Annotated in this window: 16 protein-coding genes; 12 read left to right on the forward strand and 4 right to left on the reverse strand. The window is 41.6% G+C overall.

Translation table 11 applies throughout. From position 1 onward, the window contains the following. Positions 1-87 precede the first annotated feature (87 nt). On the forward strand, positions 88-1,221 hold the full coding sequence (locus tag IMPJCBKJ_RS16845; RefSeq protein WP_166341165.1) for a fatty acid desaturase: 1,134 nt from the start codon (positions 88-90) through the stop codon (positions 1,219-1,221). A gap of 13 nt (positions 1,222-1,234) precedes the next feature. After that, positions 1,235-2,665, forward strand: a complete 1,431-nt coding sequence (gene sthA, locus IMPJCBKJ_RS16850) for a Si-specific NAD(P)(+) transhydrogenase (RefSeq protein ID WP_166341167.1) — start codon at positions 1,235-1,237, stop codon at positions 2,663-2,665. A gap of 46 nt (positions 2,666-2,711) precedes the next feature. Here sthA and hemE read toward each other — a convergent pair whose 3' ends face one another. Next, on the reverse strand, positions 2,712-3,776 hold the full coding sequence (gene hemE / locus IMPJCBKJ_RS16855; protein ID WP_054554485.1) for a uroporphyrinogen decarboxylase: 1,065 nt from the start codon (positions 3,774-3,776) through the stop codon (positions 2,712-2,714). Between the two features lie 612 nt (positions 3,777-4,388). Here hemE and rsd point away from each other — a divergent pair. Continuing rightward, on the forward strand, positions 4,389-4,859 hold the full coding sequence (rsd, locus tag IMPJCBKJ_RS16860) for a sigma D regulator (protein ID WP_166341170.1): 471 nt from the start codon (positions 4,389-4,391) through the stop codon (positions 4,857-4,859). Between the two features lie 146 nt (positions 4,860-5,005). Then, entirely contained in the window at positions 5,006-6,052 is a 1,047-nt protein-coding gene (locus IMPJCBKJ_RS16865; protein ID WP_194442645.1) for an LD-carboxypeptidase, read from the forward strand. Between the two features lie 55 nt (positions 6,053-6,107). On the opposite strand, the gene fkpA is transcribed toward IMPJCBKJ_RS16865, so the two are convergent. Then, on the reverse strand, positions 6,108-6,863 hold the full coding sequence (gene fkpA, locus IMPJCBKJ_RS16870; protein WP_054554488.1) for an FKBP-type peptidyl-prolyl cis-trans isomerase: 756 nt from the start codon (positions 6,861-6,863) through the stop codon (positions 6,108-6,110). A 200-nt stretch (positions 6,864-7,063) separates the two neighbouring features. On the opposite strand from fkpA, the gene IMPJCBKJ_RS16875 reads away from it, so the two are divergent. Both IMPJCBKJ_RS16875 and IMPJCBKJ_RS16880 read left to right on the forward strand, forming a co-directional pair. After that, the gene (locus IMPJCBKJ_RS16875; protein WP_166341172.1) at positions 7,064-8,062 is read left to right on the forward strand and encodes a hypothetical protein; all 999 of its coding nucleotides are present in this window, start codon (positions 7,064-7,066) and stop codon (positions 8,060-8,062) included. After that, positions 8,049-8,261 (forward strand): SlyX family protein, encoded by a 213-nt coding sequence (locus tag IMPJCBKJ_RS16880; RefSeq protein WP_054554490.1) that lies wholly within the window; start codon positions 8,049-8,051, stop codon positions 8,259-8,261. Before IMPJCBKJ_RS16875 ends, IMPJCBKJ_RS16880 begins: the two co-directional genes overlap by 14 nt. 23 nt (positions 8,262-8,284) lie before the next feature. Here IMPJCBKJ_RS16880 and IMPJCBKJ_RS16885 read toward each other — a convergent pair whose 3' ends face one another. Continuing rightward, on the reverse strand, positions 8,285-8,488 hold the full coding sequence (locus tag IMPJCBKJ_RS16885) for a YheV family putative zinc ribbon protein (RefSeq protein ID WP_054554491.1): 204 nt from the start codon (positions 8,486-8,488) through the stop codon (positions 8,285-8,287). 129 nt (positions 8,489-8,617) lie between these two features. On the opposite strand from IMPJCBKJ_RS16885, the gene IMPJCBKJ_RS16890 reads away from it, so the two are divergent. Continuing rightward, on the forward strand, positions 8,618-10,537 hold the full coding sequence (locus IMPJCBKJ_RS16890; RefSeq protein WP_166341174.1) for an ATP-binding cassette domain-containing protein: 1,920 nt from the start codon (positions 8,618-8,620) through the stop codon (positions 10,535-10,537). Beyond that, positions 10,524-10,949 carry a TIGR02444 family protein gene (locus IMPJCBKJ_RS16895; protein ID WP_166341176.1) on the forward strand — a complete coding sequence of 142 codons (426 nt, stop codon included), beginning with the start codon at positions 10,524-10,526 and terminating at the stop codon, positions 10,947-10,949. The genes IMPJCBKJ_RS16890 and IMPJCBKJ_RS16895 overlap by 14 nt, the downstream gene beginning before the upstream one ends. 45 nt (positions 10,950-10,994) lie before the next feature. Here IMPJCBKJ_RS16895 and IMPJCBKJ_RS16900 read toward each other — a convergent pair whose 3' ends face one another. Continuing rightward, the gene (locus IMPJCBKJ_RS16900) at positions 10,995-11,639 is read right to left on the reverse strand and encodes an outer membrane beta-barrel protein (protein WP_166341178.1); all 645 of its coding nucleotides are present in this window, start codon (positions 11,637-11,639) and stop codon (positions 10,995-10,997) included. 226 nt (positions 11,640-11,865) lie between these two features. On the opposite strand from IMPJCBKJ_RS16900, the gene IMPJCBKJ_RS16905 reads away from it, so the two are divergent. The 4 genes from IMPJCBKJ_RS16905 (at position 11,866) to IMPJCBKJ_RS16920 (ending at position 14,637) form a co-directional block, all read left to right on the forward strand. Beyond that, entirely contained in the window at positions 11,866-12,006 is a 141-nt protein-coding gene (locus IMPJCBKJ_RS16905; protein WP_074989877.1) for a DUF3149 domain-containing protein, read from the forward strand. 142 nt (positions 12,007-12,148) lie between these two features. Further along, positions 12,149-13,129, forward strand: a complete 981-nt coding sequence (locus IMPJCBKJ_RS16910; RefSeq protein ID WP_054554494.1) for a hydrolase — start codon at positions 12,149-12,151, stop codon at positions 13,127-13,129. Next, the gene (locus tag IMPJCBKJ_RS16915) at positions 13,126-13,383 is read left to right on the forward strand and encodes a YheU family protein (RefSeq protein WP_166341180.1); all 258 of its coding nucleotides are present in this window, start codon (positions 13,126-13,128) and stop codon (positions 13,381-13,383) included. Before IMPJCBKJ_RS16910 ends, IMPJCBKJ_RS16915 begins: the two co-directional genes overlap by 4 nt. A gap of 60 nt (positions 13,384-13,443) precedes the next feature. Next, positions 13,444-14,637 carry a dipeptidase gene (locus IMPJCBKJ_RS16920; protein ID WP_166341182.1) on the forward strand — a complete coding sequence of 398 codons (1,194 nt, stop codon included), beginning with the start codon at positions 13,444-13,446 and terminating at the stop codon, positions 14,635-14,637. The last annotated feature ends 28 nt before the right edge of the window (positions 14,638-14,665 follow it).

Genomic DNA, 14,665 nt, shown 5'->3' on the forward strand with positions numbered 1-14,665 from the left:
TTTTCGGTTAATGAGCTAGTCTAATACTTGACGCGGAGAGAATGAAACACTATTTTAGCGTACAACTGTACGCCGAGATTTATTCAGATGAAAAAACCACCGATTATTTGGACCAATGTGCTATTTTTTAGCCTTACATTTTTGGCCGCGATCACCCTTGTTCCTTGGTATGGCTTTAGCTACGGATACACCAGTACACAGTGGATAGCCTTTGTTGGCTGTATGTTCTACGCCGGACTTTCTATTACTGCAGGTTATCACCGCTTGTGGGCACACAAAGCCTATGATGTGCATCCTGTTATTGAAGTAATTTTTGCCTTAGGTGGTGCTTTTGCATTACAAAATAGTGCCTTGCACTGGAGTAGCGATCACCGTATTCACCATGGTCAAGTTGATGATCCAATCAAAGACCCTTACGCCGCTACTAATGGCTTTTGGTATAGCCACATTGGTTGGATGCTGCGCGATTATCAAGGCGAACAATACGGTAACTACAGTAACTGCCGAGACTTACAAAAAAACAAAGTCGTTATGTGGCAACACCGTCAATATATGAAGTTAGTCGTCGCGACTAATTTTGGTATTCCTTTACTACTTGGCTTAATGCTTGGCGATGTATGGGGCATGTTATTACTGGTTGGTTTACTGCGCTTGGTATTGAGCCAACATTTTACCTTTTTTATCAACTCGCTGGCGCATATCTGGGGTTCACGTCCGTACACAGAAAAAAACACCGCCCGTGATAATGGCTTTTTAGCGCTATTCACATACGGTGAAGGCTATCATAACTTCCACCATATTTTTGCTAGCGACTATCGCAATGGCATTAAGTGGTATCACTATGATCCAACTAAGTGGATGATCCGCTCTTTAGCGGCAATCGGTCTTGCTTCAAAATTAAAGCGCACACCGATTGAGCGAATCGAAAAAGCCAAGGCAGAAACCTTGATGAATAAGACTCAAGGTCGCCTTGCAAAATTGCCTTTAGCGCAAGATAAGCTTACATTATTACAATCTGAGTACGATTTACTGCTGAAAAAACTGCAACACTTCTGTGCCTTGCAAAAACGCGTGTTAGAAATCAAACGCAATAAAATGATGAAACAGTGTGAAAAATCAGCATTAATGACACAATATCACGAGCTTGAAGCCGCTTGGGAAAACCAAAAGCAGGCTTGGCTTGCACTAAATGCGAGGTTGTTAAAAGCCTCTTTTAGTTAACATAGGAGCGGCTGTGGCCAAACAACAAGTAAAGCAAAAAGATACTCCATCTTATCAATATGATGCAATCATCATAGGTACAGGTCCTGGCGGTGAAGGTACCGCCATGAACCTATCTAAAAGCAACAAAAGAGTCGCTGTTATTGAACGTCAAGAAGCGGTAGGCGGCGGTTGTGTGCACTGGGGTACTATCCCTTCAAAAGCATTACGTCACTCTGTAAGTCGTTATATTGAATATAAAGCAAACCCGCTATTTAATATTAGTGAGCGCCCTAACCGCTTAACTTTCCCCGATATTTTGCGCCACGCAAGTAACGTCATTTCAAAGCAATCTAATTTACGTAGCAGCTTTTATGAGCGTAACCGCATTCATATGTATCAAGGTGATGCTGAGTTTATTGATAAACACACCATTAAAGTAACGCACCTAGACGGTTCATTTGAAACAATCACCGCACAAACAATCGTTATTGCTACTGGCTCGCGCCCTTACCGTCCACCAGGTGTAGACTTTAAACATCCACGTATTTACGACAGCGATACCATTTTAGGCCTTGAAGATGACCCTCATCGTGTGCTGATTTATGGTGCAGGTGTAATTGGTTGTGAGTATGCCTCTATTTTTAAAGGTTTAGGCGCCAAGGTTGACCTAGTGAATACCCGTGACCGCCTACTTGCCTTTATGGATGCGGAAATTTCAGATGCTCTGAGCTATCACTTTTGGAATAGCGGTATTGTTATTCGTCATAATGAAGAGTTTGATCGTGTAGAAACCCGTGATGACTGTGTGGTAATGCACTTGAAATCAGGCAAGCGCGTAAAAGCTGACTGTATTTTATTTGCCAATGGCCGTACCGGTAACACAGACACATTAAACCTTGAAGCTGTTGGCCTAAAAGCGGATGGTCGTGGCCAGCTTAAGGTGAACGAAACATACCAAACAGAAGTCGACAACATTTATGCTGTGGGTGATGTCATTGGTTACCCAAGCCTTGCCAGTGCAGCATTTGACCAAGGCCGTATTGCAGCCGATGCGATTGCATGTGGTAATTGCGATGAGAAGCTGATCATTGATATTCCAGCAGGTATTTATACAATCCCTGAAATGAGCTCAGTGGGTAAAACCGAGCAAGAGTTAACAGCTGCAAAAGTCCCTTACGAGGTAGGCCGTGCTCAATTTAAGCATTTAGCGCGTGCGCAAATTGCAGGCACTGAGGTGGGTAGCCTAAAGATTTTATTCCATGTTGATACCAAAGAAGTACTGGGTGTGCACTGCTTCGGTGAGCGTGCCTCTGAAATCGTTCACATCGGTCAAGCGATTATGGAACAAAAGAACGGCGGTAATAACATTGATTACTTTGTAAATACCACGTTCAACTACCCGACTATGGCTGAAGCCTATCGCGTAGCTGCATTAAATGGTTTAAATCGTTTGTTTAAGTAAATAAAAAAGCCCGATTAATGCGGGCTTTTTTACGATTAGCTTTTGCTTATTTGTGGTATTTACCACTGAATTCATGAACAGCGTTGATAAATACACCTGCGTTTTCTGGGTCTACATCTGGTGTAATACCGTGACCTAGGTTAAATACATGGCCAGAGCCTGTACCAAAGTCTTCTAGGATAGTAGCAACTTCTTGGCGAATACGCTCAGGCGTGCCATGCAGCATTGCTGGGTCCATGTTACCTTGCAGCGCCACTTTATCGCCAACACGACGCTTTGCATCACCAATGTTAATAGTCCAGTCTAGACCTACTGCATCACAGCCTGTTGCTGCAATTGCTTCAATCCACTGACCACCATTTTTAGTAAATAACGTCACTGGCACTTTACGGCCATCGTATTCGCGAATTAAGCCATCAACAATCTTGTGCATGTATTGTAATGAAAACTCATTGTAGTCACGTGGGCTTAATACACCGCCCCATGAGTCAAATACCATTAACGATTGCGCGCCCGCTTTAACTTGCGCGTTTAAATAGTCGATTACTGAGTCAGCTAATTTATCAAGTAATAGGTGCAGTGTTTGTGGATCTGCAAAGGCCATTTTCTTGATTTTACCGAATGTTTTGCTGCTACCACCTTCAACCATGTAAGTGGCAAGTGTCCAAGGTGAACCAGAGAAACCAATTAGCGGTACTTCACCTTTTAATTCGCGACGAATCGTACTTACCGCATTCATCACATAACCAAGCTCATCAGTTGGATCGATATTTGGGATTTTTTTAACATCTGCTAATGAAGAAATCGGACGTTCAAATTTTGGACCTTCACCTGTTTCAAAGTAAAGACCTAAGCCCATAGCATCAGGAATAGTTAAAATATCACTGAATAGAATTGCAGCATCAAGCGGATAACGACGTAATGGCTGTAACGTTACTTCACAAGCAAGTTCAGCGTTTTTACATAAACTCATAAAGTCGCCTGCTTGGGCACGTGTAGCACGGTATTCAGGTAAATAACGGCCAGCTTGGCGCATCATCCATACCGGTGTGACATCAACAGGTTGCTTTTGTAGTGCACGTAAATAACGATCGTTTTTTAATTCGCTCATGCGTATAGAATCCTAGAACTGAATGAAATTGAGCAGATTGTATCACCATATTGCGCGTCTCACTATGGATAGATAATCAAGGCTAGATATAGATCATGTTTTTTAAGCCTACCTAAGCCTATAGTGTGTTTTTTGAGCGAAAACAAAATAAATTTAAAACTTTTCATTAATAAATTTGCAACATACAAAAAAGCTTGGTATAACTTATCCTGCGTTAACAAAAACAATAATAAAAATCTTATAACAATAAGAACAACAATCTTCCCATAATAATAAGAACGCTTGTTTTAACAAGTCTTAGAAAAAGAATTAAACCACCAATTTTGGTGGTTTTTTCTTTTCTAAATCAGCAAATTACAACTCATCCACTTAGATAAAAATCGCAAAATTAATACTAGTAGTTTTGAATCAATTCCCATACACTGCAATGAGAGCAAAAAAAGTCCATTCTAAAAAACAAGGAATTTTTTAGCTTATTCAATGCTGAAAGCTATGCCTTTAGAATGACTTTTACAATCTGTTGCAATTAGACACTAAGAATTTAGTTGATCTTTGTGTCATATTTCCTTTTTATATATACAAAGGAAAACCTACTCAGCGAGGAGATGAAATATGCTGACGCGTTTGGAAAAAGCTCAACAAAAGTGGGGTGGTAGTCACTCTGTAATCGACAAATGGCTCACAGAACGTCAAGAGCTGCTTGTGTTGTTCTGCCGTATTGCAGGCTTTTCACCGTACGAAAAGAAAGATCACGCCCTTCCTGATCAGCTGCAAATTCAAAACTTTTGCCAAATTCTGATGGATTACCTTTCTGCTGGCCATTTCGAAATTTACGACGACATTGCCAAAGCGTGTAAAGAAAAAGGTCCTGAAAGCCAAAAGCTGGCTAATGCCTTATACCCACGCATTTCTGAAACCACAGATGTGGCACTCGACTTTAACGACAAATACGCAGAAGTTGACAAAGATGACTTGCTTGATGAGTTTGATAAAGACCTATCAATCTTAGGCGAAGCGCTTGAACTGCGCTTTGAGCTAGAAGATGAGTTAATCGATAACCTTTATTCTAATCACACCAGCTAACAGCTTAGTTACACAGCAGAGAAACACTCTCTGCTGAAAAACACCTTTTTGCCTGCCTAAAAAGAATCATCTATTCCATTTCGTAACAAATATTTGAAATATTTTCTTCAATGCGATACTCATACTATAAAAACATGAGGCTCGCTATGAATAAACGGTCATTTTTAAAGTCACTTTCAATTCTTGCCGCAGGCGCAAGTCTGACATCAGCTCCTTTAATGGCGGCGCAGAGTGCTAGCACCCAAACATTAATTAAGCCAAAAGCTCTTCCTACAGGCGGCACAATTGGGATATGTAGCCCTTCAGCTGCCACTGCTGCGCACGCTGATATTTTATTAGCACAAGGCGTTATAGAGGCACTGGGTTACAAGGCTAAGCTTGCACCAAACATTCTAGCTAGACGCGGTCATTTAGCTGGCACTGATGCAATGCGAGCTAGCGACTTAAATAGTTTATTCAACGACAAAGAGGTTGATGCCATTTTGTGTTTACGTGGCGGTTCAGGCGCTGCCCGTATTCTACCTTTGCTCGACTACGCAATGATCCGTAACAATCCAAAACCTCTAATGGGCTATTCAGACATTACCGCTCTTCACAATGCATTACTGTCTCAAGCTGGGTTAATCAGCTTTCATGGTCCAAATGCATCAAGTGACTGGAACCCGTTTCATGTCGCGCAATTTAAGAGCATGTTCGAAGCGCGTAAGTTGATGCATTTCCAAAACTTACCAAAAGCCGATGATGAGCTTGTTAACACTCAGTACCTGACCCAAACGATTACATCAGGTAAAACCTCTGGACGATTAATCGGCGGTAATTTAACGGTACTGACAGCCCTTGCAGGCTCGAACTATTTACCTGACTTTAATGGCGCAATTTTATTTTTAGAAGATATCGACGAAGCACCGTATAGAATTGACAGGATGATGAGCACACTAAAACTTATGGGCGCACTTGATAAAATTGCAGGCTTTGTATTTGGCGATTGTAATGACTGTAAGCCAGGCAGTGGTTATGGCTCATTAACCCTTGATAATATTTTTGCAGATTATATAAAACCGCTGGGGATCCCTGCTTATCGTGGAGCTATGATTGGCCATATTAAGCGCCAATTTATCCTGCCTGTTGGTACTGTGGTTGAGCTTGATGCTGATAGTGGCACATTAAAAATGAAAGAAACGGCATTTAGTTAATAAACTTCGCGCATAAAAAAAGGGCTTTTCAGCCCTTTTTGTATTGAGTTAAATATTACTCAGCTGGAACAGCTTTTTCATCGCTTTGGATTTCAAGTAATTCTACTTCGAAAACAAGCGTTGAGTTTGCTGGGATCTTACCAAGATCACGCTCACCGTATGCAAGTTCAGATGGAATAGTGAACTTGTACTTAGAGCCAACAGGCATTAATTGTAAACCTTCTGTCCAACCTGGGATCACACGGTTAAGTGGGAAAGTAGTTGGTTCGTTACGTGAATAAGAGCTATCGAACTCAGTACCGTCTAATAAAGTGCCTTTGTAGTGTACTTTAACAACGTCAGTTGCTACTGGCTTTTCGCCTTCACCTTCAGTGATCACTTCGTACTGTAGGCCAGACTCAGTTACTGTAACGCCTTCTTTTTTCGCGTTTTCAGCTAGGTATTTTTCGCCTTCAGCTTTGCTCTTTTCAGATTCTACTTTCGCTTTTTCTTGTTGTTTAGTGCGAATGCTTTGGTCAAGTGCAGTTAACACTTCACGAATTTTTTCGTCATCAAGTTTAGCGTTACCCGCTAGTGCGTCTTCAAAACCACGCTTAAGAAGTGCTTCGTCTAGCTCAACACCTAGCGCTTTTTTATCAGCAAGGTCTTGGTTTAAGAAGTTACCAACAGATGCACCAATACCGTATGCTTGTTGTTGAGCTTCAGTCTCTAGTTTAACTTCAACTTGCTGTTCTTTTTTTGCTTCCTGATTACAAGCTGTAAGCGCTAAAACTGACGCTGCAATCAATGACAATTTAATCGTCTTTTTCATTTTATATCTCCGACACACTTTGCAGTTGTCAATTATTGTATTATTACTAGTTAAAGATTAACGACCTACATGGTAGGCTGCTTGTCTAATAACTAACGTCATGCCAATGCATGATCAGCGATTAGACTAACAACCTAGGTCTTCAACGAGACCTAGTCTAACCTCTCAATCACTAAGAGTTAAGGGGAAATACTCGTAATATGTCGATATTTCGTACTTTTTTGTATCTGCTCAGCCTTTGCTTAGTTGTAGCGTGCTCTGAGCAACATGAGCAATCAACTGCACGCTATGAGCATGCGGCTAAAGGTGCCTTCGCCTCCGCGCTGTCGCACGATGGTAAATACAGCTTAATCTCATCAATACACCATGGGGTTGCATTGTGGGATAATCAACAGCAGGTATTAAAATACCAATGGTTTCAACAACAAGCCCAAGATAGTCTCGTCCATACTGTTGCTATCTCGTACGACAACAGCCATGCAGTTACCGCTGAGAAGTCCACCTTTGCAGTGTGGGACATTGCCACGGGCAACAACACGGGTTATTACAAAATACACGCCTCAACAATTAGAGATATCGCGATAAGTAACCAAGGGCGCAGTGTATTATATGGTCGCGCCGACGGTGTAGTCGTTTACCTCGACTTAGAGAGTGGCAGGCGCATAGAGTTCCTTGGCCACCAAGAAAAAGTCAATGTTGTTGACCTTTCACCTAACGGTCACTACGCCATTAGCGGCTCAAATGACTATGTTGCTTACTTTTGGGACACTCGCACAGGGCAAGTGATCCATCGCTTTAATCACCCAAGTCGCGTTACTCAAGTCGCCCTTGATCCACAAGGTCGTTACGCATTTACCGCAGACAGTATGAAGCAAGCAAATGTATGGCAACTGACTACAGGTGATCTTGTTAGCAAACTGGCGTATATTGCGCGTCAGAAAATTTTTACCGCCGTCCGTTTTAACGATGAAGGCACTTTAATTGCCACAGGTTCACCCAATCGATTGGTTGATTTATGGCAACTAGAGTCAGGTAAAAAATTACAAACGTGGCAAGTGATTCCTCGTGAAGGAAGCCGCCCGAAATCAGCCGTGGTGTTAGATGTTGCGTTTACTGATAACAACCAAGCGTTATTAACCGAAAGCTCCAGCGGATTCGCTGAAAGTTTTAATCTAAGAGAATCAAATGAATACAATTGAAGATCGTCTAATGGAACTTGAAGCGAAAGTCGCTTTTCAAGATGAAACAATTGAAATATTAAACGATGAGCTTAAAGCGCACCAACAGCAGCTGGCTAAAATGAAGCGCCAGACAGAGTTACTTGCAGAAAAGATTAAAGAAGCGCAGCAGCCATCTTTAATGTCACAAATGCAAGAGCCGCCACCGCCGCACTATTAATTAAGTAGTGATAGAGCCGGGAATTAATCGCCCGGCTTAAATACACCAATCACTTGCTCAAATTGGCGTGTTGAGGCTTGTACAGCCTGCTCTGGTTGCGTCATTTTGTGGCCACACTGTACGCACTCCACTTTTTCCACATCATGTTCTTTATAAAGCATCATGGTATCCATGGCCTTACATTCAGGGCACGATGCGCCAGCAATAAAGCGTTTTCTTTGTCTCATAGATGATCTCCCGTGGCATGTAGGCGGCTATTTTAGCCTAATAATTCTCTGTTTGATACGATTGCGAAGGCTAATGTGATCCGTGTTATGATAGCGGCAATTTAATCAGTGCTGTGCAAGTAAACATTCATGATCCAAATTTCAGACATCGAACTTCTACGTGGTGGTAACGCCTTACTAAAAGGGGCTTCTGCAACCTTATTCCCAGAGCATAAAGTCGGACTTGTTGGCGCTAATGGCTGTGGTAAATCAACGCTGTTCGCGCTATTAAAGTCTGAATTGCAACTCGATGCCGGTGAATGCCAAATTCCTAAAGACTGGTCAATTGCCTCTGTAAAACAAGAAACTCCCGCGCTCGAAATCAGCGCTCTGGATTATGTATTACAAGGTCACCCTGAATATTACACGCTAAGAATTGCACTACGCGAAGCCGAGCAAAATAACGACGGCGATGCGCAGGCAAAAGCACATATTGGCCTAGAACATATTCAAGGCTATAGCATTGAGGCAAAAGCAGGTGAGCTATTACACGGTTTAGGTTTTAGTAATGAGCAAATTGACAACCCAGTGAGCGCCTTTTCAGGTGGCTGGCGTATGCGCTTAAACTTAGCACAAGCACTTATTCGTGATGCTGATTTATTACTGCTAGATGAGCCAACCAACCACTTAGATCTCGATGCCGTTTACTGGTTAGAGCGCTTTTTACGCGCCTACACAGGCACTCTAGTGCTTATTTCCCATGACCGAGAATTCTTAGATGCCGTTGTTGACCAAATTTGGCACATAGACGCACAAAAAATAAATGTTTATAAAGGCAATTACTCGCAATTCGAACGCCAAAAAGCAGAGCGCTTATTACAGCAACAAGCGATGTTCGAAAAGCAACAAGAACAAATTGCTCACCTAGAAAAATTCATTACGCGCTTCAAAGCAAAAGCCAGTAAAGCTAAGCAAGCACAAAGCCGCGTAAAAGCCCTAGAGCGTATGGAAAAGTTAGCCCCAGCCCATGTTGACTCACCCTTTGATTTTGAATTTGCGGAGCCAACAGCGCTGCCAAACCCGTTAATGACTCTTGACCAAGCCAAAGCAGGCTATGGCGACACCACCATTTTGCATAGCATCAAGCTAAACCTTGTGCCGGGTAGCCGTATTGCGCTGCTTGGCCGAAATGGTGCGGGTAAGTCAACATTGATTAAATTATTAGCTGGCGATTTACAACCTCAAGCAGGTGAAGTATTTCAGCATCAGGGCTTAAATATTGGTTACTTTGCGCAGCATCAACTTGAGTCACTTGATTTAAAAGCCAGCGCAGTGACCCATTTACAACGTTTAAACCCGCAAGCTCCTGAGCAATCATTGCGTGACTTTTTAGGTGGCTTTGCGTTCTTTGGCGATAAAGCTCTTGAGCCAGTAGCTCCATTTTCTGGCGGTGAAAAAGCCCGTTTAGTGCTAGCTATGCTGGTTTACCAAAAGCCAAACCTACTGTTACTGGATGAGCCGACTAACCACCTCGATTTAGAAATGCGCCATGCCTTAGTTATGGCGCTGCAAGGCTTTGAAGGTGCTATGGTTACCGTATCGCACGACCGTCATATGCTTAAAAATACCGCTGATGAGTATTACCTCGTTGATAACGGCGAAGTAACACAATTTGGTTATGACCTTGATGCCTATTACCAATGGCTACTCAATGCCAATAAAGAAGCTACTAAAAGCCCTGAAGACAATACCCCTAAAGCCCATTCAAGCGTTAACCGCAAAGAGCAAAAGCGCTTAGAAGCTGAGTTCAGAAAGTCAGTGCAGCCGTTGAAAAAGCAAATCGAAAAGCTTGAAAAGCAACTTGATAAGTACTCTACTGAGCTTGGTGAAATCGAAAACGCACTTGCCGACAATGACTTATACAATGATGAAAATAAAGCCAAACTGACAGAGCTACTCGCTAAGCAAGCAAGTTTAACACCCAAGCTTAATGACGTAGAAGAAGAGCTGCTCATGGCACTTGAAGAGCTTGAAGAAAAAGAGCAGGCCTTTGCCGATGAAACCGCTTAACAGCGAACAGTTTTGGCAGTTTGCATGCAAGCTTTACAGCAAAGACGGCATGCAAACCAAGCTACTAGGCTATCAAGACCAGCAAGGCAAAAATGTGAACCTGTGCCTACTGCTTTATTATCTTGATTCGTTAGAGCTGGCTGTAACCCCCTCTCAACTGAGTGAGCTTGAGTCGTGCATTGCCGAATTTGATCAACAGGCTTTACAGCCCCTACGAGCCACACGCGCCTACCTAAAAACCATTCAAACCGAGGTTTCAGACTACCCTACCATTCGCAAAGAGCTACTTAGCGCAGAATTAAAGCTAGAAAAGCAACAGCAAGCAATATTAGTCAATAGAATAAATAATTTTGAGCTAATACCTTGTGTTAAACCCAACAATATAGCGCTATATTCAAAGGCAAATATATAAACTCCGCTTTAGATGTTTGTACTTAGACAAACTGTTCCACACAGCTTAAAATCTCCAGCCAAGTACAATAGAAAGATCCTGAATGTCATGCTTATACTTAACAACTCCACTGTAGTCGTACTCTTTAGATTCTTTAATACCTAACAGCGAATATTCAACCCCCAAGAAAAAGCGCTTTGTAAATTGATAATCGAAACCTAAAGCCCCATAAATATCATTACCACTCTCTTTCTCATTAATATTATCTGTTGGTACAAGGTGAGCAGGGTTAGCATCTTTGTACTCCCAATGAGCAACCCCGACTCTAGCATTAATAAAGAAATCTTGATAAACCTCAAACTTTCCTTTTGCACCAAACCTAATTGACTCAACCTCTAATGGTACTCTTACATCCCAAGAGGTTTCAAAGTCACCTGGGAATTGAACTGGGATAGTCACTGTATACTCATTGACTGACTCTCCATGCTCATGCTTCGCAACTTCTATTGATAAGTAGTCACTAAATTCATAACCTAACCTAAAACCAAAAGAATCTGAATTAAGAGAAGATGAGTAGCTATCCCCTAAGTCATGATCTTGATATGTGTTATATTTATTCTTTGTTTTTCCAATTAAAAATTCACCAACGATTGCCGCATGACTTAAGCTAGGCAATAAGCTCACTGCCCCAAGTAAAATACCCTTGATCATTACTTCCCTTTATAGTTTTGAGTTAAATTGCTATTATAAAGAGCATTTTTAATTTCAGCTATTTAAGTTTACTCAGCCTTAGCTTTTCTATTTCTTCTATCTAAACTTGATCCAAATCAACAATTAAATCACCTCCTATAGCATCAGGAAAATTGCTTGATCTGGATCATATCTGCCGTCCTCAAGCCAGCCTATGATTAACCCATAGACATTAGGAGGCACAACCATGAACGTATTCTTTAGAGATTTTTTTAGCGACCCAGTTTTATTTATGTCATTCGGCATTTTGGCAGTTGTTATCGTTTTATGCCTTTTCTATGTTGGTTACTTCATTAAAAAAGTACATGACGCAGAAGTTCCTAAGTAAGAATTAAGCACGACGCACAAAGCCCCTATCCAATTTATTGTTTAGGGGCTTTTTATTTGTGTATAGCTAAAATCTTGTAGCGGTTCTCAAAAAGCAAAAAATTGCTACAATAGGTGCTTATTTTGTTTCGAAAGTGTCAGCTATGTTACCTGAATTTAAGCCTGCGTGGTGGATGCGCAATCGCCATTTACAAACCATAATGCCGCGCTTTTTTCGCCCTTTTCATAATACCCGGTATGACTTATCGACTATCGATACCCCTGATGGTGACTTTTTAGAACTGGCTTGGGCAACACCTCATAATGAGCAAGCCCCCCTCGCTATTGTATTGCATGGCTTAGAAGGCAATATAAATAGCTTTTATGCTAAAGGCATGATGAAAAAACTTAAGCAACAAGGCTTTGCTGTAGTTTTAATGCATTTTCGAAACTGCTCGCGCGAAGTTAACCGTTTAGCACGTGCTTATCACAGCGGCGAAACAGAAGACCTACGCTTTTTCATCAATCACCTTAAGAGCAAATTCCCAAAACGCCCGTTATTTGCCGTGGGCTTTTCACTAGGTGGTAATGTACTAGCAAAATATTTAGGTGAGCATGGTACTAAATCGAACTTAACTGGCGCAGCCGTTGTTTCGGCACCATTTGACTTGTCATCATCGTGCGAAGTTATTCGTAAAAGCTTAGGTAAGATTTATCAAAAATATTTGCTCGATCGAATGAAAAAATCGATGCAAAGAAAGCTGCCACAAATCGAACAGCAAATTAGCCTAACGCCAGAAAAACTTATGGCGATTGATGACTTATGGCAATTCGATAATATGCTCACGGCACCATTGCACGGCTTTGCCGGTGCTGAAGATTACTATCAGCAAGCGAGTGCAAAACCATTTTTAAAAAGCATTGCAACACCTACGCTGATTGTGCACGCCAAAGATGACCCAATGTTATCAATAAAAGCCGTGCCAGATAGCTTAGATGTGAGTGAACATGTTACGCTGCGCATCTCAGAGCAAGGTGGCCATGTCGGTTTTATTAGCGGTAAAAACCCTTTTAAGCCCGAATATTGGCTTGAACGAATTGTTCCTGAGTATTTTCAACAATTAGTTAAAAAAGAGCAGTTATGATCATTCCCCACGAACGCCTCGATAAAGAGACTCTGTATAATTTAATCGAAAGTTATGTTTTACGTGAAGGCACTGATTACGGCGAACAAGAATTTAGCATTGAAAGCAAAGTAGCGCAGGTTCATCAACAGCTTAAAAATGGTGAAGCCATGGTGTTTTTTTCTGAGTTACATGAGTCAGTGACAATTATATCCAAAGCTGAATTCATTGCTCTACAAGCTGACCCAGAGTACCAAGAGTCGTTCAACGACTAAACTTGTAAGTTACACTGTAACCCTTCACAATGGCTTTTTAACTTAAAGAGCCATTAAAAAATGAAAAAACTAAGCTCACTGGTTGCCGCAGTTTCTTTGGCCTTAATTGGTCAAGCAAATGCAGATCAGGTTACTGCATCAGATAAAGCCATTAAACTGGCAAAAGACACTATTTTAATCGATACCCATATCGATGTGCCTTATCGTATTCATAACAAGTGGGCTGATGTAACCAAAGCCACAAGCGATGGTGATTTTGATTACCCGCGTGCTGTGCAAGGTGGTTTGAATGCCCCTTTCATGTCAATTTACATTCCTGCAAACCTAGAATTTGAAGGCAAAGGTAAAAGCTACCAATTAGCAAATCAGCTAATCGACTCTATGGAAGCGATTGTACAACGCGCGCCAGATAAGTTCGCCATTGCAGACTCGACTGCCGATATTATAGAGCAGTTTAAACAAGGCAAAATGTCGATTGCTATGGGTATGGAAAACGGCTCACCTATCGAAGGCGACATTAAAAACCTTAAGCATTTTTATGAGCGTGGCGTACGTTACATCACTTTAGCCCACTCGCAGAGTAACCACATTTCTGATTCATCTTATGATATTCGTCGTAAGTGGAAAGGCCTGAGCCCATTCGGTAAAGAGCTGGTAAAAGAAATGAACAACATTGGTATGCTGGTTGATGTATCACATATTTCTGATGATGCGTTTTACCAAGTGATGGAAATTTCGAAAGTACCCGTGATTGCTTCACACTCATCACTGCGTAAATACACCCCTGGCTTTGAGCGTAATATGAATGACGACATGCTGTTAGCACTCAAAAAGAACGGTGGTGTTATTCAAATTAACTTCGGTTCAAGCTTTGTTACGGCAAAGGCTGGCTCTTGGTACGATCAACTTAAATCAGCAAAGGCTGAAAAGAAAAAAGACGGCACTAAGCTAAGCAAAGATTTTGATGCTGCTTATCGCGCTAAAAACCCGTTTCCATTTGCAAGCTTAGAGCAAGTACTTGATCACATTGACCATGTAGTTGAGCTAATTGGCATCGATTATGTGGGTATTGGCTCTGATTACGATGGTGTAGGCGACTCTCTACCTACTGGCTTAAAAGATGTATCTAGCTATCCTAACCTAGTGCAAGGTCTAATGGACCGCGGTTATAGCAATAAAGACATCAAAAAGATTTTAAGTGGCAATATGCTACGTGTATGGCAACAAGCTGAAGCATACGCAAAAGCCCATTAATTGACATAAACTCTATTTAAAAGCGCAG

The organism is Pseudoalteromonas sp. MB47, from assembly GCF_011319765.1.
GTDB classification, from domain to species: domain Bacteria; phylum Pseudomonadota; class Gammaproteobacteria; order Enterobacterales; family Alteromonadaceae; genus Pseudoalteromonas; species Pseudoalteromonas simplex.